The sequence below is a fragment of the Candidatus Tectomicrobia bacterium genome, assembly GCA_016192135.1.
Lineage (GTDB): Bacteria > UBA8248 > UBA8248 > UBA8248 > UBA8248 > 2-12-FULL-69-37.
This window is the reverse complement of sequence record JACPUR010000025.1, coordinates 15034-35406: the sequence shown is the minus strand read 5'-3', so window position 1 is coordinate 35406 and position 20373 is coordinate 15034. Positions and strand designations below refer to the sequence as shown.

General features: G+C 69.7%; 21 protein-coding genes. 13 read left to right on the top strand and 8 right to left on the bottom strand.

What is annotated here, in order from left to right:
• Positions 1-33 precede the first annotated feature (33 nt).
• The 3 genes from HYZ11_11655 to aroF form a co-directional block, all read right to left on the bottom strand.
• Positions 34-1059, bottom strand: a complete 1026-nt coding sequence (locus HYZ11_11655; GenBank protein ID MBI3128252.1) for a DUF4115 domain-containing protein — start codon at positions 1057-1059, stop codon at positions 34-36.
• Between the two features lie 137 nt (positions 1060-1196).
• Positions 1197-2075 (bottom strand): peptidase, encoded by an 879-nt coding sequence (locus HYZ11_11650; protein ID MBI3128251.1) that lies wholly within the window; start codon positions 2073-2075, stop codon positions 1197-1199.
• Positions 2076-3095, bottom strand: a complete 1020-nt coding sequence (gene aroF / locus HYZ11_11645) for a 3-deoxy-7-phosphoheptulonate synthase (protein MBI3128250.1) — start codon at positions 3093-3095, stop codon at positions 2076-2078.
• 434 nt (positions 3096-3529) lie between these two features.
• Between aroF and HYZ11_11640 the strand changes: the two genes are divergently transcribed.
• The 11 genes from HYZ11_11640 to HYZ11_11590 all read left to right on the top strand — a co-directional run bounded on the left by HYZ11_11640 (position 3530) and on the right by HYZ11_11590 (position 13687).
• Entirely contained in the window at positions 3530-4678 is a 1149-nt protein-coding gene (locus HYZ11_11640; protein MBI3128249.1) for an acyl-CoA dehydrogenase family protein, read from the top strand.
• 28 nt (positions 4679-4706) lie between these two features.
• Complete coding sequence (locus HYZ11_11635; GenBank protein MBI3128248.1) at positions 4707-4988, top strand: hypothetical protein; 282 nt, start codon at positions 4707-4709, stop codon at positions 4986-4988.
• A gap of 54 nt (positions 4989-5042) precedes the next feature.
• Positions 5043-5312: a hypothetical protein gene (locus tag HYZ11_11630; GenBank protein ID MBI3128247.1), complete on the top strand. Its 270-nt coding sequence runs from the start codon at positions 5043-5045 to the stop codon at positions 5310-5312.
• Between the two features lie 10 nt (positions 5313-5322).
• Entirely contained in the window at positions 5323-6405 is a 1083-nt protein-coding gene (locus HYZ11_11625) for a hypothetical protein (GenBank protein ID MBI3128246.1), read from the top strand.
• A gap of 59 nt (positions 6406-6464) precedes the next feature.
• Positions 6465-7319, top strand: a complete 855-nt coding sequence (locus HYZ11_11620; protein MBI3128245.1) for an EF2563 family selenium-dependent molybdenum hydroxylase system protein — start codon at positions 6465-6467, stop codon at positions 7317-7319.
• The gene (locus tag HYZ11_11615; protein MBI3128244.1) at positions 7316-8200 is read left to right on the top strand and encodes a MoxR family ATPase; all 885 of its coding nucleotides are present in this window, start codon (positions 7316-7318) and stop codon (positions 8198-8200) included. Before HYZ11_11620 ends, HYZ11_11615 begins: the two co-directional genes overlap by 4 nt.
• Positions 8201-8212: 12 nt before the next feature.
• Positions 8213-9985 (top strand): hypothetical protein, encoded by a 1773-nt coding sequence (locus tag HYZ11_11610; GenBank protein MBI3128243.1) that lies wholly within the window; start codon positions 8213-8215, stop codon positions 9983-9985.
• Entirely contained in the window at positions 9982-10794 is an 813-nt protein-coding gene (yqeC, locus tag HYZ11_11605; protein MBI3128242.1) for a putative selenium-dependent hydroxylase accessory protein YqeC, read from the top strand. Before HYZ11_11610 ends, yqeC begins: the two co-directional genes overlap by 4 nt.
• A 37-nt stretch (positions 10795-10831) precedes the next feature.
• Complete coding sequence (locus HYZ11_11600) at positions 10832-11983, top strand: XdhC family protein (protein MBI3128241.1); 1152 nt, start codon at positions 10832-10834, stop codon at positions 11981-11983.
• 13 nt (positions 11984-11996) lie between these two features.
• Positions 11997-12773, top strand: a complete 777-nt coding sequence (locus tag HYZ11_11595) for a ComF family protein (GenBank protein ID MBI3128240.1) — start codon at positions 11997-11999, stop codon at positions 12771-12773.
• A gap of 155 nt (positions 12774-12928) precedes the next feature.
• Positions 12929-13687, top strand: a complete 759-nt coding sequence (locus HYZ11_11590; protein MBI3128239.1) for a helix-turn-helix domain-containing protein — start codon at positions 12929-12931, stop codon at positions 13685-13687.
• 69 nt (positions 13688-13756) lie between these two features.
• Here HYZ11_11590 and HYZ11_11585 read toward each other — a convergent pair whose 3' ends face one another.
• Both HYZ11_11585 and pdxA read right to left on the bottom strand, forming a co-directional pair.
• The gene (locus HYZ11_11585; protein ID MBI3128238.1) at positions 13757-13984 is read right to left on the bottom strand and encodes an addiction module protein; all 228 of its coding nucleotides are present in this window, start codon (positions 13982-13984) and stop codon (positions 13757-13759) included.
• A gap of 100 nt (positions 13985-14084) precedes the next feature.
• The gene (gene pdxA / locus HYZ11_11580; protein ID MBI3128237.1) at positions 14085-15203 is read right to left on the bottom strand and encodes a 4-hydroxythreonine-4-phosphate dehydrogenase PdxA; all 1119 of its coding nucleotides are present in this window, start codon (positions 15201-15203) and stop codon (positions 14085-14087) included.
• A gap of 154 nt (positions 15204-15357) precedes the next feature.
• On the opposite strand from pdxA, the gene HYZ11_11575 reads away from it, so the two are divergent.
• Together HYZ11_11575 and HYZ11_11570 are read left to right on the top strand one after the other, a co-directional pair.
• Positions 15358-15867, top strand: a complete 510-nt coding sequence (locus tag HYZ11_11575) for a hypothetical protein (GenBank protein ID MBI3128236.1) — start codon at positions 15358-15360, stop codon at positions 15865-15867.
• A complete protein-coding gene (locus HYZ11_11570; protein ID MBI3128235.1) occupies positions 15864-16448 on the top strand; it encodes a thiamine pyrophosphate-binding protein in 585 nt (194 codons plus the stop codon). The genes HYZ11_11575 and HYZ11_11570 overlap by 4 nt, the downstream gene beginning before the upstream one ends.
• A gap of 513 nt (positions 16449-16961) precedes the next feature.
• Here HYZ11_11570 and HYZ11_11565 read toward each other — a convergent pair.
• From HYZ11_11565 to HYZ11_11555, 3 genes are all read right to left on the bottom strand, one after another.
• Positions 16962-17936, bottom strand: coding sequence for an NADPH:quinone reductase (locus HYZ11_11565; GenBank protein ID MBI3128234.1), 975 nt, complete (start codon positions 17934-17936; stop codon positions 16962-16964).
• A gap of 35 nt (positions 17937-17971) precedes the next feature.
• A complete protein-coding gene (locus HYZ11_11560) occupies positions 17972-18943 on the bottom strand; it encodes an NADPH:quinone reductase (protein ID MBI3128233.1) in 972 nt (323 codons plus the stop codon).
• A gap of 341 nt (positions 18944-19284) precedes the next feature.
• Complete coding sequence (locus HYZ11_11555) at positions 19285-20304, bottom strand: tetratricopeptide repeat protein (protein MBI3128232.1); 1020 nt, start codon at positions 20302-20304, stop codon at positions 19285-19287.
• Between the last annotated feature and the right edge of the window lie 69 nt (positions 20305-20373).

Genomic DNA, 20373 nt, shown 5'->3' with positions numbered 1-20373 from the left:
CGGCGCCTCCGCCCTGGCGGAATGAAAATGGGGTCAGTTCAGCAGCTTCTCGGTGATGACGAAGTCCCGCACGATGTTGGACGAGGACTGCGGAAGGGCGATGCTGGACCCGTTCAGGGAAACCTGCGTTCCGGCCGCATTCCCCACGGTGAGGATGAACCTCTCCGAGCCTTTCCAGAAGCGCTCGTTCCCCGCTGTCAGGAGAAACTCCTGGATCTCGTTCCGGTCCACGACGATGCGGACCCATGTATCTTCCAGGGCGCGTATTTTGAGGGCCAGGCGGCCGTCCGCCACCGCGATCCCCGGAGCGGCGGAACCCACGGGAGGCGTGGCGCCCTCTTCCCGTTCGGGAGTTTCGTCGCCCGCCCTGGCCGTCTCCGGCACCGGAAGGGGAACCCCCAGCCCATTGTTCCCGTTCGGCTTGGCCACGCTGGCGGAGAGGATTTCCCGGGGCCTGGCCGGCAGGGCGCTCCGGGGCTCCTCCTCTCGCTTCGGCGCGGGCACGGCCGGCGCCTTGCGGGCCTCGGGCTTGGGCGCCATGCCCCCCGACGGGCTCAGCAGCAGGGGCATCTGCTTCATCATGGGGCCCGCAGCCGCCCTCAGGCGCTCCGTCAGGCTGGAAACCGGCACGTACCGATCGGTCTTCCCCATCGAGGCCCACAGGGCCACGCCGCTCACCACGATGAGCGCACCCGCCGCCGCGAAGGGCAACCACAGCCGGTGGCCCGGCGAGGCCTGGGCGATCTGGGAGAAGGCGATCTTCTCGCCGCTGCGCTCCACTTCCTTCTCCCGCTCCTTCGCGGTTCCGAACTCCCGATCGAATTGCCGCGCGGCGGCGTCCGCATCGACGCCAATGGCGGCCGCATAGGCGCGGACGAAGCCGCGTCCGACGGGGATCGAGGGCAGGCGCCGGTACTCGCCCGCCTCGATCCGCTCCAGGTAAAAATTCCGGACGCGCGTCTGCTTCGACACATCCGCGAGCGGGATATGGCGCGCCTCGCGCTCCTGGCGCAGGAACGGACCTAATCCGTCTTCGATCATGCAGTTCGGCTTTGCCATGTTCCCGCCTGATTCGTTTTTCATTCTTCCTTGGAAGACCTGCATTTAAAGGATAAATGCTGTGAAAACAAATGTATAGCTAAAAATTCTCAAAGTCAATGCTAAATCCCGAAGAAAAAATGCCCGCAATTCCTGGATTATTGCCCATCCAGAAGCGAAAGGACCCCCGGCGTGACATCGCAAAGGCTCAAATTCCCGCCACGGCTCCAGGAGGCCACGGCCCTTCCCCAGAGCAGGATGGGGACGGGATGAGTGGTGTGCGCCGTACAGCTCATGTCCTCGATGTTCCCGTGATCGCTGCTGAGGAGGAAGCCGTCCCGCTCCGGGTCGAGCGCATCGAGAGCCGCGCCGAGGAAGCGATTCAGCTCATCGAGCACCCGCACCGCGTCCTCCATCGTGCCCCGGTGGCCCGCGTGGTCCGTCTGGAAGTGTTCGTAGACGAGGAGGTCCCACCGCCGCGCCAGCGCGCCGAGGCGCCCTCCCGCCTCCTCCGGCGCCAGCACGTCCGCCTCGAAGCCCTGCTCGCGGAGGAGGCGGTTCGTGAAGTCGCGGTAGACGGCCTCGCCGCGATGCAGGTCGCCGAGGCGCTTGAGGGGCAGGCCCGAGGCTTCCATCATGACGGTGGTGACGGAGCGCCGGCGGTTCGGGCCGCGCGCGAAGTAGGCGGGCGTATAGGCGTTGGCGAAGTCCACCCGCGCCCCGCGCTCGCGCGCCCGGCGCAGCAGGCCGTGGCGCGCGATGATCTCGCGCAGCGCCCGGGTGGGGAGGCCTTGCAGGTGCCCGCCCACATGGGCGGGTGCGTTGACCCCGGTGAAGAGGGCGGTACCCCCGGTCGCGCTCTGCGGGACGCCCGGCACCCCCAGGCACGCGTCCGCCGGGAGGAGGCGGAAACCCTCCCCCGCCGGGCGCCCCCCTCCCAGGGTTGCCAGCGGCCCCCCGGCCAGGCGGGAGAGCGGGTTGACCGGCCCGGGCGGCGCCAGTCCCAGGCCGTCCACGAAAACGAAGAGGAGTCCCATCTACAAGGTTCGGCCCACGGCCTTCGCAAACACTTGAAGTTCATCCATCAGCTGCTTGAAAACGGCGGGCTTAAGGGATTGCGCCCCGTCCGACATCGCCCTGGCCGGCTCGGGGTGCATCTCGATCATCAGCCCGTCCGCCCCGGCGGCGATGGCCGCCTTGGCGAGGGCGGGGACGAAACGCCAGGCGCCCGCCGCGTGGCTCGGATCCACCACGACCGGGAGGTGGGTCAGCTCCTTCAGGACCGGCACGGCGCTGATGTCCAGGGTGTTCCGCGTGGCGGTCTCGAAGGTGCGGATACCCCGCTCGCAGAGGATGACGTTGGGGTTCCCCTGGCTGAGGATGTACTCGGCCGACATAAGCAGCTCTTCGATGGTGGTGGACATGCCCCGCTTGAGGAAGATGGGCTTCTTCACCTTCCCCACCTTCTTGAGGAGGGAGAAGTTCTGCACGTTGCGGGCGCCGATCTGGATGACGTCGGCGTACTCGACCACCGGCCCGATGTCCTCGGTGTCCATGAGCTCGGTCTGGATGGGGAGCCCCGTCTTCTCCCGCGCCTCGGCGAGGAGCTTGAGGCCCTCCAGGGCCATCCCCTGGAAGCTGTAGGGCGAGGTGCGGGGCTTGTAGGCGCCGCCGCGCAGGACGTGGGCGCCCGCCTCCTTCACCACCTGGGCGGACTCCAGAATCTGCTCCCGGCTCTCCACCGAGCAGGGCCCGCCCACGACGACGATTTGATTTCCCCCGATCTTGACCCCCTTGCCCATCGGGATATGGCTGCGCTCGGGACGGCCCTCGATGCTCGCCAGCTTGTAGGGCTTGAGGATGGGGACGACGCTCTCCACCCCCGGAAGGCTGATGAGGGACTCGAGCATCATCTTGCCCCGCTCGTCCCCGATTGCGCCGATGACGGTGCGCATCACGCCCCGGATGATATGCTCCTCCAGCCCGAGATCGTTGATGCGCCGGATAATCTCGGAAATCTCCTCCTCGGTCGCGCTCGACTTCATGACCACGATCATCTGCTTCTCCTTTGGCTCCGTGAGCTTGCCGGATTTCTCCAAAAAAAATCGCCACGGGCTCGGCCCCGTGGCGCATGGTCGATTGCCAGGCGGCGGGGCGGCCGGTTGTCCGCCCCCGGCCGCCTCGGTTCGCTATCCGAAGCGGGCGCGCGGGCGGACGGGGGTAAAGCCGAAAAACGCGAACCGGCCTCCCGCCAGATACATCGCCCGCATGGCCTCATCCTCCGAGGGAAGGATTCCCTCCGAACCGACGGGACTTTAGACCCTTCCCTGCTCCGCCGTCAAGAGCCGGCCCGCGCCGCCGGCAGGCACCCCGGCCCCCGCGTTGACAGGCCGCCGCGCCGGAGGAGATCATGCGGCTTGTCCTTCATTTTGGCCTTTTTTCTTTTCCCGCGCCGGAGCGCTTCTCCATGAGCATCCAGGCCGAGACCGACCTGCAGTTCGACCTGAACGAGTCTCAGAAGATGCTGCGCCAGACGGTGCGGGCGCTGGCCGGGCGCCACGTGGCCCCCCGGGCCGCCGAGATCGACGAGAGGGAGGAATACCCCGAGGACATCTTCGAGGTCCTCAAGCGGCAGCAGCTCCTGGGCGTCTTCCTGCCGGAGGAGTACGGCGGGGCCGGGATGGGATTCATGGGCGGGTGCATCACCATCGAGGAGATCGCCCGCTTCTGCTCGAATTGCCCCCTCTTCATCGTCCTGAACATGCTCTCGAGCCGGGTCATCCACCTGAGCGGCACCGAGGCCCAGCGCAGGCATTACCTGACCGGCCTGGCCAAGGGCGAGCTCAGGGGCTCCTACGCCCTGACCGAGCCCCACGCCGGCTCGGACGCGGGCAACATCCGCACCCGGGCCGAGCGGCGCGGGGACCGCTGGGTCATCAACGGCACCAAGTGCTTTATCACGGGGCCCGACAAGGCCGACTTCATCCTCGTGGCCGCCAAGACCGACCCGGAGGCCGGCACCCGGGGCATCACCTACTTCATCGTCCCCAAGGGTGCGCCCGGCTTCAGCATCGGCCGCTTCGAGCGCAAGATGGGTATGAAGGGCTTCTCCACCTGCCTCCTCCACTTCGAGAACGTGGAGGTGCCGCTGGAAAATCAAGTCGGGGAACTCAACAAGGGCTTCCGCAGCGCCATGATGGGCTTCAACCAGATGCGGCCCGCCATCGGGGCGCGCGCCGTGGGCCTCGCCCAGGGCTGCCTGGACTACGCCTCCAACTACGCCAAGGAGCGCGAGGCCTTCGGCCAGCCCATCGCCAACTTCCAGGCCGTCCAGTTCATGCTGGCCGACATGTTCATCGAGATCGAGGCCGCCCGCCTGCTCGTCTACCGGGGCGCCTCCCTCGTGGACGCCGGGCTCTACACCCGGGAGAACGCCCACTACTTCTCCGCCGCCAAGACCTACGCCGCCGACATGGCCATGAAGGTGGCCATCGACGCCATCCAGGTGCTGGGCGGGGCTGGCTACATGAAGGATCATCCCCTCGAGCGCTTCATGCGCGACGCCAAGCAGATCCAGATCGTCGAGGGGACGAGCCAGATCCAGCGCCTCATCATCGCCCGCAACCTGCTGGGGCTGTGACCCCTCCGCCGCCCGCGAGGATCTCGCCATGAGCCGCACCATCGAGATCCTCTCCCCCCTCGGCGCGGTACGGGCGGAGGATCACCCCCTCGCTCCGCGCCCGGCGAGTCTCGGCGGCTTGCGCCTGGGGCTCCTGCACAACAACAAGCCGAACGGGGACGCCCTACTGGCCCGGGTCGCGGAGCTCCTGGGCGAGCGGGCCGGAATCACCCCCGTCTGGTGGCGCAAGGAGAACCCCACCCTCCCGGAGAGCCGCATCGAGGAGTTCATCCCCCAGGTGGATGTCGTGGCCAACGCGGTGGGGGACTGAGGGAGCTGCACGTCGTGGAGTGTCCACGACTCGGTGAGGCTGGAGAGGGCGGGGGTGCCGACGGTCACCTTCTGCTCGAGCGTCTTCGCCGCCCTGGGCGCCAGCGAGCGCCAGGCGCTCGGGATGCCGGGGCTCCCCATCGTGGTGGTGCCCCACCCGGTCGGGGGCATCCCGCCCGAGGCCGCGCGCGCCATGGGGGACGGCGCCGCCGGGGAGGCCCTCCGCGCCCTCACCGCCGACGCCGAAACCCTCCGGCGCGAGTACCGCGAGCGGGTCTACCTCCCGCCCCGGCGCGTCGTCCAGCACAAGCCGCTCTTCGCCTGAGCCCCCGCCTTTGACCGATCCGGCGCCTCTCCTGAGCGAGCGCCTCCGGGTGCCGGACACCCCGGAGGGCATCCTCCGCCTGTTCGAGGCGCGGGGCTGGGGGGACGGGCTCCCCGTCGTGCCCCCCACCCCGGACCGCGTGGAGAAGATGCTCGGGGGCCTGGGCCTCCCCCCGGGAACCGAGCTGGGCGTCATGCCCCCCAGGCAGGGGGTGGTGACGGCCGAAACCCTGGCGGTCAACGCCGTCATGGCGGGCTGCCTCCCGGCCTACATGCCCGTCCTGGCCGCCGCCGTCCGGGCCGCGCTCGACCCGGCCTTCTCGCTCCACGCCATCCAGGCGACCACCCACCCCGCCGCTCCCCTCATCCTCGTGAACGGCCCCATCGCCGGGGAGCTGGAGATCAACGGAGGCAGCGGCTGCTTCGGCCCCGGGCGCCGCGCGAACGCCACCATCGGCCGGGCGCTCCGGCTGGTGCTCCTGCACGCCGGAGGGGCAATCCCGGGCGTCCTCGACCGCTCCACTCAGGGCTCCCCGGCGAAGTACGCCTTCTGCATCGCCGAGAACGAGGCCGAGAGCCCCTGGCCCCCCTTCCACGCCGAGCGCGGCTTCGCGCGGGACGAGAGCGCCGTCACCCTCATCGCGGCGGAGGGCCCGCACAACGTGAACGACCACGTGAGCCACGACGCCGAGGGCCTGCTCGCCACCATCGCGGACACCATGGCGGTCATGGGGAGCAACAACTTTTACCTGCGGGGGGAGGTGATGGTCGTCCTGGGCCCCGAGCACGCGGACACCCTGGCCGGCGGAGGCCTCTCCAAGGCGGACGCGCGGCGCGCCCTGCACGAGCGGGCGCGCAAGAGCGTCCGGGAACTCCGCCGGGGGGGCATGTGGGGGATGCGGGACTGGCCCCCGGAGCTCGAGGCCCGGGCCGGGGACAACGCCGCCCTCATCCCGCTCGTGGACCGGCCCGGGGACATCCTCGTGGTGGTGGCCGGGGGGGCGGGCAAACACTCCGCCTACCTGCCCACCTTCGGCCCCACGCGCGCCGTGACGGTCCCCGTCGGGCGCCCCGCCGGGTCGCCTGAGCGTTGATCGCCTTTCCGGAAGGGTGCTAGGCTGAACTCCCTGTATTTGAGGGAGGAATCGCTATCGTGCAGAAACGTTCGGTCGCCGGCTCCCTCGTCGTCGTGAAGGGGGGAGGCGACCTCGCCACCGGCACCGCCCACCGCCTCTTCCGGGCCGGTTTCCCGGTCATTGTGACCGAGGTGGAGAACCCGACCATGGTGCGGCGCACAGTGGCTTTCGCGGAGTGCCTCTATTCGGGCCGCATTGAGGTCGAGGGAGTCGAGGCCCGGCCCGCGAAGGGCGGCACCCCCGGAGAGAAGCTCGCCGCGGCCCGCGCCCTCCTGGCGGAGGGGGTGGTGCCCGTGGTGGTGGACCCGGAGGCCGCCATCGTTTCCCTCGCCCGCCCGGCCGCCCTGGTGGACGCCATCCTCGCGAAGAGAAACCTCGGCACCCGGATGGACCAGGCCGGGGTGGTCGTGGCCCTCGGCCCGGGATTCTCGGCCGGCGAGGACGCGCACGCGGTGATCGAGACGGCGCGCGGGCACGACATCGGGCGGGTGATCCTGAGCGGCCCGGCCGAGCCCAACACCGGGGTGCCCGGCGACATCGGGGGCTACACCACTGAGCGCCTGCTGCGCTCCCCCGCCCGGGGCCGCTTCGAGCCTATCTGCCGGATTGGCGACCGCGTCGAGAAGGGCCAGCCGGTGGGGCTCGTCGCGGGGCGGGAGGTGAGGGCCCAGATCGCGGGCGTCCTGCGGGGCCTCGTCCGCGAGGGACTGGAGGTGACCGAGGGCTTCAAGGTGGGGGACGTCGATCCCCGCGCCAAGCCCGCCCATTGCTTCACCATCTCGGACAAATCGCGGGCGGTCGCCGGCGGCGTCCTCGAGGCCATCATGATGTTCCTGTTCGGCGTACATTCCACCGTGGAGCGAGCCCATTGAGCGTCGGCATCCTCACCGAAACCGTCGAGAACGGTACCTACCGGGTCGGCCGGAGCGCCATTCCGATCAACCCCCACAAGGACAACCCGTTCCTCCCCGCCCCGCAGTTCTACCTGCCCGCGGGCGACTCCCTTGAGCGCATCGCCTGGGCCGTGGGCCAGAACCTGCCCGTCCTCCTCATCGGGGAAACCGGCGTGGGCAAGACCCTCGCCGTGCGCCACCTGGCCCACGTCACGAACAACGGCTTCCGCCGGGTCAACCTGAACGGGATGACCACGGTGGACGAGTTCGTGGGCAAGCTCATGATCAACGAGCGGGGCACCTACTGGGTGAACGGCATCCTGATCGAGGCGATGGAGGCGGGCGACTGGCTGCTGATCGACGAGATCAACGCCTGCCTGCCCGAGATCGCCTTCTGCCTCCACAGCCTCCTCGACGACGACCGGATGATCGTGCTCTCCGAGTACGATGGCCGCATCGTGCACCCGAACCCGGGCTTCCGGCTCTTCGCCAGCATGAACCCGCACGAGGACCGGCGCTACGGCGGCACGAAGCCCTTGAACGAGGCCCTCCTCGATCGCTTCCCGGTCACCATCCGGATGGAGTATCTCCCCCTCGAGGTGGAGATCAAGGTGGTCATGCGCCAGAGCGGCAACGAGGACCGCGCATTGGTCGAGCGGATGGTGCGCGTGGCGCATGACGCGCGCGAGGCCATGCGGAACGAGAAGATCTTCTGTACCTTCAGCACCCGCCGGCTCATCGACTGGGCGCGGATGGCCGCCCAGTTCGACCCCATGGAGGCCGCCGCCTCGACCGTCTTCAGCAAGGTGAACCCCTTCGACGCGAAGGTGCTCGAGGACATCGTGGACAACCACTTCTAGCAGGGGGCCGCCATGGAAAGGCGCCGCGCCCGCCTCGAAGCCCTGGCCCAGATCGCCTCCCACGACTACGACCTCTCCCTGCGCTACGGCGAGGGCTCCGGCCCGGAGGGGCGGACCATCCACATCGAGGATCCCGTCCGCACCCTCTCCCGCCTCAACAGCGGAGATCTGGAGGAAGACCGCGTCCTCCGCTACCAGAAGGGAATGACCCTCATCGAGGTGGCCCACCGCCGCGAGGGCACTCTCAAGTGGGCCGCCCGCGCGCTGCGGGAGAACCAGGCGCGCCCCGGCTTCTTCCAGGTCTGGCACGCGCTCGAGGACGCCCGCTGCGAGAACCGCCTGGCGGACGCCCTCCCCGGAACCCGCAAGAACTTCCGCTCCTTCATCCGCCCCGCGCTGGAGGAGGCGGAGCGGCAGCTCGCCGCCGGCCAGCTCCCCCGTTTCCTGGAGGTCCAGTGGGGACTCTACCTGCGCGGGGTGGGCCTCGAGCCGGGAGCGGCCCCCTCCGGGCCGGGCGCCCTGCGCACGGGATGGTTCGAACCCGAGGTCGCCGCCTTCCTGCGGGGGGCGGCCCCCGCCGTGGAGGGCGCCTGCCGGGCCGGAAGCGCGGCGGATTCCTTCCGCGCGGCCCGGGAGATCTACGAGGCCGTGCGGGGCTTCCTGACCGAGGAGGAGATGGCCCAGGCCGCCGAGGAGATGGCCGCCACCGGCATCCCCGAGGAGGTGCTCAAGAAGATCCAGGAGCAGGGCGCGGCGGGCGAGCAGGACGACGCCGTCGAGCTCAAGAGCCAGGAGCTCCAGGCGGAGCCCATCGAGGCCGAGGGGGAGCCTTTGGAGCTCACCCCGGAGGAGCTGGCCAAGCTCGGCCACTGGGCCTCGCCCTGGTTCGAGCTCAAGGGGCACAAGAAGGAAGTGCACCCGACGGCGGCCCTGCCCGACGAGCGGACCATCGTCGTCCCCCCCGAGGGGAAGCCCGAGGAGTACCAGGCGGTCGTCCAGAACGCGGGCAGCCAGATCAAGGTGCTGGCCTGGAAGCTCATGCAGATCATCCGCGAGCGCACCTACACCCGCTACAGCGGCTCCCACCGCTCGGGCCGGCTCAACACCCCCAAGCTCTGGAAGCAGCGGCTCGGGCGCTACCGCCTCTTCCAGCGCCGCGAGAGCCCCGAGCGGTTGGACGTCTGCTTCACCCTGCTCGTGGACGAGAGCGGGAGCATGAACCGCGAGTCGAAGTACCTGGCCGCGCGCGAGGCCACCATCTTCTTCGCCGAGGTGCTCGACCGCCTGAAGGTGCCCTTCGAGGTCATCGGCTACTCGACCGAGAGCTCCGAGGCGGCCATGGCCGCGGCGCTGGGCCACATCCCCGCTTTCAAGTTCCGCCACATGCGGCACTCGCCGCTCCAGCACCGCGTGTACAAGGCCTTCGACGAGGACTTCCTGCCCATCAAGCACCGGATGGTGAACATCTACCCGCGCTTCAACAACTGGGACGAGGAGCATCTCCTCTTCGCCTACCGCAGGCTCCTCCTCCGGCCCGAGCGCGAGAAGATCATCATCATCACCTCGGACGGCCAGCCGAACGGCGACGCGAGCCACCTCATCGAGACGGTGAGCCGACTGGAGAAGCTGGGCATCCGCGTCGTCGGGGTGGGCGTCGTCGATCCCTTCGTCGAGCAGATCTACCCGAACCACATCGTGGTGCGGCACCTTCCGCAGCTCTCCGAGGAGCTGGTGCGCATCCTGCGCCGCGAGCTTCTTGGAGCCAGCCGGGAAGGCGCCTGGTGAGCGAAGGCCCGCTGCTCCGCGCCCTGGGCCTCCGGCGCGGCCAGGCCGTGGCCGCGGTGGGCGCGGGCGGGAAGACGAGCCTCCTCGCAGCTTTGGCCGCCGAGTGCCACGCCGCCGGCTGGCGCCCCGCCCTCCTGACCACCACCACCAAGATCTTCGCGCCCGGGGAGGGCTCGCTCCTTTTGCTGGGCGAGGCTTCATCCCTCGCCCGGACCCTCGGCGCCTGGAGCGGGGAGCACTCCGGCCCCCTCACCCTGGCCCGCGCCCGCCTGGGTGAAGCGCCGGTTCCGGGCGAGCCCTCCCTTCGCCGGATGAAGCTGGACGGTTTCGCCCCTGGTGAGCTGGAGGCCCTACGGGAAGGGGCGGGCGTGCTCCTCATCGAGGCGGACGGCGCCCGTGGGCTCCCCATCAAGGCGCCGGGGCCGGAGGAGCCGGTGATTCCCCCCTGGGCCGAGGCCGTCGTCGGCGTCGTGGGGCTCCGGGCGCTGGGCGCGCCGCTGGACGAGGCGCATGCTTTCCGCTCCGATTTGCTGAGGAAAATAACGGGACTCCCGTCCGGAGCTCCCGTCACGGCCGAGGCGGTCGGGCGGCTGGCGGGACATCCGGAGGGGCTGTTCAAGGGGGCGCCAAGGGGCGCGCGCAAGCTCGTCCTGCTGAACCAGGCGGACGCGATGGATCTTGATAAACTTAAGGAAACCGCCTATATTATATGGAGCGTTGCGGGCACTCCCCGTGGTCCCATCGAGAGGATCCTCTGCGCTTCTCTCGGCGGCGGCCCGGGCATAACTCATCAATTCCCCGCAGCCTGACCCGAGGGGGCGGCTGCATTTATTTTGCCGAGGAACCATGAGCCAGCAGGACGTCTTCCGCGAGATGTACCAGCTCAAGAAGGCCGGGCAGCGCGGCGCCGTGGCCACCGTGGTGGCGCGCAAGGGGTCGGCCCCCATGAGCGGGGATGCGAAGATGCTGGTCCGCCAGGACGGGAGCACCGTGGGGACGGTGGGCGGGGGCTGCCTCGAGGCCGAGGTGTGGCAGGCGGCCATGAACATCATGGAGAGCGGCCGACCCGAGAAGCTGACGTTCGACCTCACCGCCCAGCAGGCGGGGGACAGCGGCCACATCTGCGGCGGCGTCGTGGACATTCTCGTCGAGCCCTTCGATGCGTACGACAGCGCCCTGCTCGCCGAGATCGCCGACATCCGGAGCCGGGGCGGCAGCGCCGCCCTCGCCACCGTGGTCCAGCCGGGGCGCCTGGGCGACCTGCCCGCCGGGCGGCGGAAGCAGCTCATCCGCCGGGACGGGAGCGCGCGGGGCGAGATCCCCGAGTACTCGGCCGAGCTCTGGCGAGAGAGCTCCCAGGTCATCCGCAACGGGCAGCCCTCCGTGCTCACCTTCGCGAGCGAGGAGGAGCGCACCGGCAAGCGGCGCCGCCAGCCCGGCGAGGGCACCGAAATCTTCCTGGAGCCCATCACCGGCCAGCCGCTGGTCTATCTCTTCGGCGGCGGGCACGTCTCTTTCTGCGTGGCCCAGGCGGTGCACCTGGCGGGCTTCCGCGTCGCCGTGGTCGAGGACCGGCCCACCTTCGCCAACCAGGAGCGCTTCCCGATGGCGGAGGCCTTCTACGTCGGCGAGTTCCCGGCCGTCTTCGGCAAGATCCCGGTGGACGAGTCGGACTACATGGCCATCATCACGCGCGGGCACGCGAACGACGAGGTGGTCCTCGAGTGGGCGCTCAAGACGCCCGCCCGCTACATCGGCATGATCGGCTCGAAGAGCAAGGTGCTGCTCACCTACCGCCACCTCCGTGACAAGGGTTTCGACCAGGACGAGCTCCTCCGGCGGGTCCACGCGCCCATCGGCCTCGAGATCGGGGCCGACACGCCGGGCGAGATCGCCGTCGCCATCGTGGCCGAATTCATCCGCTTCCGCCGCCTTGGCGAGGAGGCTGGGCAGAGCGGTGTCCCCGGCAAGCGCATCCAGCTCCGGAAGAAGGCCTGACCCGGCCGCTTCCGTGCCCTCCGCCCGGCTCCGGACGCTGCTGTCGGGCGCGCTCGATTTCCTCCTCCCCCGCGAATGCCCCCTCTGCGGGGACCGCCTCCGCCTCGGGAGCCCGCGCGCCGTCTGCCAGCCCTGCCTGGACGCGCTGGAGCGCCTCGAGCCGCCCTGGTGCCCCTGCTGCGGCAAGCCCTTCGAATCCGAAATCGCCCTCCGCGACTCCCCGGGCCACCTGTGCGCCGCCTGCCGCGAAGCCCCTCCCGCCTTCGACCTGGCGCGGGCGGCGGGGCCCATGGAAGGCCAGCTCCGGGAGCTGATCCATCTCTACAAGTTCGGGGGGAGGGCCGGTATCGCCTCCGAGCTGGGCCAGTTGCTGGGGCGGCTGGCCGAGGAGGAGATGGGCGGCTGGCTGGAAGAAGGCGCCCGCGTCACCCACGTGCCCATCTCGCCTGCCCGCTGGCGCGAGCGCGGCTTCGACCAGTCGGAGCTCCTGGCCCGGAAGACCGCCGGGCGGCTCGGCCTCCCCTTCGAGCCGCTTCTTGAGCGCCGCAGGGATGCCTCGCCCCAGACGGGCCTTCGTGGGCGGGAGCGCCGCCGCAACCTCCGGGGGGTCTTCGGGCTTCGGTCCGAAAAGAGGCTCGACGGCGCCCGGGTGCTCCTGGTGGACGATGTGCTCACGACCGGGAGCACGGCCTCGGCCTGCGCCCACGCGCTCAAAGGGGCGGGGGCGGAGGCCGTCGCGGTTTTGACTGTTTGCACTGTTTCGGCCGGGAAATGGATAAGAAATGACTGATTCGCCCCAGAAATGCGATTTTCGATCTTGATTTCACTATCTCGACCATGTAGTTTCAAATTGAGACTGAATCGGTGATCTGGTTCATAGAAATCTCCCGCCCGCGCGGTATGATAGGGAAGAGGCGTCGCTCCTTCCATTGAGGGCCTGAAGCCATGAAACTGCGGCTCGACAAAAGCGCCCGCGAAGCCATCGGAGCCAGGGTCCGCGAGATCCGCCTCTTCAACCAGCTCGAGCAGACCGAGCTGGCCGACCGCGCGGGGCTCTCCCAGGCCATCATCAGCCAGTACGAGAAGGGCCTCACCGAGGTCAGCCTCTCCTTCATCAAGTTCCTGGCCGACAACTTCGGCGTCTCGGGCGACTGGCTCATCTTCGGCTCCGGGGCCTCCCCCTTCGAGCGCGCCCAGAAGCAGATCGACGTGCGCCTCCCCGACGAGGCCGGGGTGGCCACCAAGCGCAGGCGCAAGCGCGACGGCTACACCGGCATCCCCCTCGTCGACCCCCGCGCCGCGGCCAGCCCGGGCAAGATCCGGGTCGAGAAGGTCTCTGAGTGGGAGATCCTCCCCGTCCAGCAGACGGCCGGGCGCCCCAACCTCGTCGCGCTGGACCTCCGTGGCGAGTGGGTGAAGAACATGAACCCGCCGCTGCGGGCCGGCAGCCGGGCCATCGTCGACCGCGACGACAAGGAGATCCAGCCCGACGCCTACTACGCCGTGAATACCCTCTCCCGCAAGGGCCCCTCCTCCGAGGCCAGCGTCAACGCCGTCCGGCGCCTGAGCCGCAGCGGCAACCGCCTGTGGTTCGTCGAGGACCGCCCGGCCGGGGAGTTCGAGCACATCGACCTCAAGTCGGGCGACCGCATCGAGGACGTCGTCATCGGCCGCGTCATCTGGGTGTGGCAGAAGATGGCGTAGGGGAAAATCCGGGACACGCTGATGGGATTCTGTAGGGGCGTACGGCGCACGCCCCTTATTTTTTTCGCGTCAGCACTTCAGTGACGCGCGAGCCTGTGCGAGTGCCTCGGCGATGGGGATGAGCGGGACCGCGCCGCGCTCGACCTCCGCTATCCGGCGCTCGACCTCGGCGGCCCAGTCCTCTTCGATCCCGGTATCCTCATCGAGGCTCGCGAGCAATCTCTGCGCGAGCGCGGCGCGCTCGCCCGGCGTGAGTTTCAGCGCCTCCTCCTCCAGCTTTTCCAGGTTGATGTCCATTCACGAATCCCCCCACGGCGAGGCACCCAGCATCAATTGTGTCACGGCACCTTCGTAGGCGTCCACGTTTCGTTCCGCAGGGGTATTCAATTGAACACCCCTACATTTTTTCTTTCCCCCTCCCCCTCCCCCTCCCCCTCGCCAGCCTCGCCGCCAGCACAATCGCGTCCACCATGCTGGACTCGTCGGCCACGCCCTTGCCCGCGATCTCGAAGCCCGTGCCGTGCTCGACCGAGGTGCGCACGATGGGGAGGCCGAGGGTGACGTTCACCCCGCGCACACTCCCCCGGCCCCGCTCGTCGAAGCGGAAGCAGAGGAGCTTGCCCGGGATGTGCCCCTGGTCGTGGTACATGGCGAGGACGCCGTCGTAGAGGCCCCCGCGCAGCTTGGCGAAGATGGTGTCGGGGGATTCGGGCCCCCGGGCGTCGATCCCCTCCGCGCGGAGGTCCCCGGCGGCGGGGGCGATCTCCTCGATCTCCTCCCGGCCGAAGAGACCCCCCTCCCCCGCGTGGGGGTTGAGGCCCGCCACCCCGAGGCGCGGCGGGCGGCCGAGGTAGGCGCGAAGCGCATCGGCGAAAATCTTTCCGGTGCGGCGGATGTTCGCGCGCCTCACCTGGCGGAGCGCCGCCCGCAGGGAGAGATGGGTCGAGACGTGGGCGACGCGGAAGCGCCCGTGCCAGAGGAGCATGACGGGCCGCCCCCCCGTCAGGTGGGCGAGGAACTCGGTGTGGCCCGGGAAGTTGTAGCCCCCCGCCTGGAAGGCCTCCTTCTGGATGGGGGCGGTGGCCACCGCCCGGCAGGCCCCCTCCTGGACGAGCTTGACCGCCCGCTCGACGTACTCCCCCGCCGCCCGGCCCAGGGCGGGGCGCACCTCCCCGAAGGCGCGCTCCCCCGGGGGGACGTTGGCGAGGTCCAGCACGGGGGCAGGCGCCTCCGCCCCGAGTTTCACCGGCAGCCCCCCCGGGGCCACGGCCGCGAGGCGGCCCGGCAGGCGCATCTTCCTCGCGTGGAGGCGGAGGACCTCCAGGTCCCCCACGATGAGGGGCACGCAGCAGCGCCGCACCTTGGGCGAGCGGACCGCCTTCAGGCACACCTCGGGCCCCACCCCGGCCGGGTCCCCCATCGTGACGGCGATAATTGGAAGCTGGCTCATGGGTCCTCCGCTTGGCATATCTCCCGAAGAGGCCGCTGTAGGGGCGGGCCTTGTGCCCGCCCTCATGGGGGGCAACCGCAGGGGCTGCCCCTACATGAAACCCATCGACGCCCCGGCCAGAATATCCTACTCCGCAACTCAATTGGGAGTTGACCATCCGATTAGCCGCGGTGCATAGTCCCTCGCGCTGGGACGAGCCATCTTCGGAGGAAGACCCGCCGTGAGCGAGAGAGGGGCGAGCGCGGCCAAGACGCTCGCCAAGATCGAGTCCCTGGGCTTCACCCACGTCGTCATGATCCCGGACAGCGAGAGCCGCCTCCTCCACGAAGCGGCGGGGCGCTCGAAGTCCATCAAGCTCATCACGCCCTGCCGGGAGGGCGAGTCCATGGCCATCGCCGCGGGGCTCTGGACGGGCGGGCGGAAGCCCCTGGTCGTGGTCCAGTGCACGGGCCTCTTCGAGGCGGGCGACTCGCTGCGGGGCTGCGGCCTGGGCCCCAAGATTCCGCTGCGCCTCATGGTGGGCTGGCGGGGCTACGCCGGGGCCATCGCCAACAGGAAGCCCATCGACTCGGCCTACACCTACACCGAGCCCGTGCTCTCGGCCTACGGCATCCCCCACTGGCACCTCATGCGGGACGAGGACCTCCCCCTTCTCGACACCATGGACAAGACGGCCGGGGAAACCTCGTTCCCGGCCGCCGTCGTCACGGGGTTCACCTTCCGGCCATGATCGAGCGAATGGACCTCCTGCGCGCCGTCCAGGCGCGGCGCACGAACGAGATCGTGGTCATGACCATGACCACCACCCTCCAGTGGCCCCTCGTCTCCCGGCACGAGCTCGACTTCGACTTCCTGGCCTTCGGCATGGGCCACGCCGCCGACTTCGGCATGGGCCTGGCGATGGCCCGGCCCGAGCGCAAGACCATCGTCTTCAAGGGGGACGGGGGCCTCCTGATGAGCCTCGGCTCCCTCGTCACCTACTCGGCCTACGCGCCCGGCAACCTCCTCATCCTCCTCCTCGAGAACCACACCTACGAGATGGTGGGGGGCCAGCCCCTTCCGCCCCGGGCCGACTTCTTCGAGCTGGCCCGGGCGGCGGGCTTCCACGGGGGCGGCGCGACCGGCAAGGGCAAGGTCGAGCGCATCGGAACCCTGGCCGAGTTCGAGGCCCAGCTCCCCCGGCTGCTGGCCGAGGAGGGCCCCCACTTCGTCGTCCTCCCCGTCACGAACAAGGAGCCCCTCCCCCCCGTCGCCCACACCGACCACGCCGGCCGGGTGCGGAACCTCCGCAAGGCGCTGGGGGTGGTCTGACCAGCGCGGGGGCTTTTTACCCCCTTTTTCCCTTATTAAGCGTTATTAGCCGTTACTTCCGAGAGACGGCTCCGAAAACCGCCCCGGCAGACGCGTGGCCCCGCCCTATTCCGTAGGGGCGGGTCTGAGACCCGCCCCTACGGACGAAATACCGCCTCCCCCCGGGCGGCCGCCCGCCCCGGGGGGCAACATACGCCCTCCGGCGGGAAAGCCGGTTACAGCAATTTCCGCCATTTTCGCGCTGGTTCGTGCTCCGAAGAACATTTTTCGGGGGGAAGAGCGAGGTCATCCTGAGGGAGCCCGCCCAGGCGGCAAAACCGGCGGGGAAACCACAAAGGGCGACCGAAGGATATCGGTGTGTCCTTGAATACAGACCAAAATCCACACCGATATCCTTCGCTTCGCTCAGGATGACGTCTTGCGTGGCGTCCTGGGTGGTGCCCAAAAGACGTAGGGGCGCACGGCCGTGCGCCCCTACAGACGAACCTCGCATCCGGCGTTGGATTCTTCGCCCTACGGCTTGAGCACGATCTTCCCCAGGAACTTTCCGCTCAGGAGGAGCTTCTGGGCCTCCTCGGCCTGGCCGAGGGGCATCTCCTTGCCGATGTGGGGCCGGAGGGCGCCCGCCTCGAGCAGGGGGTCGAGTCGCCGGAGGATCTCGGGCAGGCGCGGCTTGAGGTAGCCCGAGGCGAGGGTGATGATGCGCGCGTCCCGGCCCATGGCGTCCCGGAGCTGGAAGGTGCCCTGCCCCCCCTTGCCGGTGCCGTTGCCCACGATGATGACCTTGCCGTCCACGCAGGTGATGCCGGCGGAGACGGGCAGGTTCTCGGCGGCCACCGTCTCGACCACGATGTCCACCCCCCGGCCTCCCGTCAGCTCCATCACGCGCGCGGCCACGTCCTCTTTCTTGTAGAAGATCACCGCCTCGGCCCCGAGCTGGCGGCAGAGGTCGGCCTTCTCGTCCGTGCTCACGGTGGCGAACACGCGGCAGCCCATCCGGCGGGCGAGCTGGATGGCCATCTGGCCCACGCCCCCCGCGCCCCCCTGCACGAGGACGGCGTCCCCCGCCTGGGCCTCCCCCTTGACGACGAGGGCGTTCCAGGCCGTGAGGAGCGGGATGGCCAGCGAGGCCCCCTCGGCGAAGGACATGGCCTTGGGGAGCCTTCCGGTCTCCGCCGCGGCGAGCACCGCCTTCTCGGCGTAGGCCCCGCCCGCCGCGCGGCCCCAGACGCGGTCGCCCTTGGCGAAGGTCTTGACGCCCTCGCCCACGGCCTCCACCTCGCCCGCGATGTCGGTGCCGCAGATGTAGGGGAGCTTCAGGAGCTTGGCGCTGGGATGGGCGGCGTTGCGGACCGATATCTCCAGGGGGTTCACCCCCGCCGCCCGCACCCGGACGAGCACCTCGCCCGCGCCCGCCCGGGGCTCGGGCACCTCCTCGACCGCCAGGGGCGTGTCGAGGCCGAACTTCTTGACCAGCACGGCTTTCATCTGTTCCTCCTGTCTGCGGTTTTCCCTGCCTCCCCTCAGGCGGTGATGACCACCTTGCCCAGGAACTTGCCGCTCAGCACGAGGTCGTGGGCCTCGTTGGCCTCGTCCAGGCGCACCTGCCGGTCCACGTGGACCTTGAGGCCCTCCTTGAGGAGGGCGCCGAAGCGGCGGAACACCTCCGGCAGCTTGGGCGCCAGGTTGATGGCGGCCATGCCGATGACGCGCGCGTCCCTCGTCATCGCGGCCGGCACCCGGAACTCCGCCTTGGGGCCCTTGCCCGTGCCGGTGCCCACGACGACGATGCGCCCCTCCACCCGGATGGCGTCGAGGTCCTTGTCGAAGTTGTCGCAGGCGGCCAGCTCGACGATGACGTCCACGCCGCGGCCCCCGGTCAGCTCCTGGCAGCGGGCGGCGAAGTCCTCGGTCTTGTAGTTGATGGTCTCGTCGGCGCCCATGAGGCGGCAGAAGTCCGCCTTCTCCTTGGAGCTGACGGTCGCCAGCACCCGGCAGCCCAGGCGCTTGGCGAGCTGGACGGCGGCCATGCCGACGCCCCCGGCCCCGCCCTGGATGAGCACCGTCTCGCCCGGCCCCGCCTCGGCCTTGATCACCAGGGCGTTCCAGGCGGTGCCGTAGGCCACGGTGATCGACGCGCCCTCGGCGTAGCTGTAGCGCTCGGGGAGCTCGGCCGTGCCCCGCGCGTCGAGCAGCACGCGCTCGGCGTAGCCCCCGCCCACCGCGCGCCCGAAGACCCGCTGGCCCACCTTCAAGCCCTGCACGCCCGGCCCCAGGGCGACGATGTCGCCCGCCGCCTCGGCCCCCGGGACGTAGGGGGGCTTCACCAGCTTGGCGTAGGGGTGGACGCCCTGGCGGATGGCCACGTCCACGGGGTTGATGGCGGCGGCGCCGGTCCGGATCAGCACCTGCCCGGCGGCCGGCTGGGGATCGGGGACCTCCTCGAGGCGCATCGGAACGTCGAGGTTGAACTGGTGCACGCGGACGGCTCGCATGGAATTCACATCTCCTTCACGTCAAGAGGACGGGAAAAGGAAAGATTTCCTAGTTGGGCTTTATTCTGATTGTTCCGGGCGCCGCGGGCAAGCCGGGTGGCAGGTCAACTTGAGCAGCACGCAGAGATGTCATTCCGAGGAAGCCCGCCCAGGCGGCTCGCCGCCTGGAGGACCTAAAAAAAGGCGACCGAGGAATCTGCCGTTTAGAAGCAGATTCCTCGCGCCTGCGGCGCTCGGAACGACAGCAAAAACATCGAACTGACCCACCGCCGTAAGCCGTATCCAGCGGGTTCAGGGCGACCCCTTTCCCCCGGAACGGCAGGGCGGGGCGCCGGGGCGGTTTAGCTCCCGCCGCGGAGCTGGGCGTTCTTCTTCTCGATCCGGTCCAGCATGGCCGCCGCTCCCTTGCGGACCTGCCGCAGGAGCGAGGAGTTCATGTCCGGGGCGTCCATCACCTCGCGAGCGGCGACGCCCGCCTCCGCGTAGCGCCCCATGGCGTAGTCGCAGCGGGCGACCCGCCATTGGGCGAAGCGCCCGTAGAAGTGGGAGAAGCGGTCCGGCTTCCCGGACAGGTTGCCCTGAAGCGAGGAGAATTGCTCGCGCGCCTTGGGATAGTCGCGGGCGAGGAAATAGCCCTCCGCCCAGGCGAGCTGGTAGAGGGGGTGGCGGGGATACCGGTCAAGCAGGGGGGCGAGCTCGCGCCGCGCCTCGTCGTAGCGCTCCTCCCGGTAGAGGGCCCAGGCGAGGTCCACCCGGGCCAGCGCCGCCATCCAGCGGCCCCCGGCGGCGGCCCGGCGGAGCATGCCGAGCCCCTCGTCGAGCGAGGCGCCCATCAAGGGGCGCATCACGGGGACCTGCGCCATCCGGACGCGGTACACTCCCAGCCCGTAATAGGCGTCCACCAGCCCCGGGTCGAGGGCCAGGGCCCGCTCGAGGAGATGGACCATCCGCTGCCCCTCGGCGATGGCGCTCAGGTAGTTCCAGTCGCTCACCGCCTCGACCGCCCGGATGCCATGGGCCAGGCCGGCGAAGAAGTGCGCGCGGGCGTCCGCCGGGTCGCGGCGCATGCGCTCCTCCGCCAGCGAGATGGCGAGGGCGAGGCTCTCCTCCATGCCCTTCTTGTAGTCGGGCAGCTCGAAGTGCCCCTTGAGGAACTGGTAGACGGCCGCGCGGAAGAACGGGCCCTCGGGCCGGTCGGGGTATTCCCTGGCGAGGCGATCGAAGACGAGGAGAGCGTCCTCGAAGCGGCCCGCCGCCGCGGCCTCGGCGCCGCGGAGGAGAGCCTCTTCGTTCATCGCCCGGGAAGCCGCCGGAAGGAGGATCAGCCCCGCGAGGACCAGGGACGCCAGGAATCGAACCATCGGACGCCCCTCTGCGGGAAATCGCGGCTAGCAGGGGACGCTACCAGAGGAGGCGAAGCCCCGGCAAGG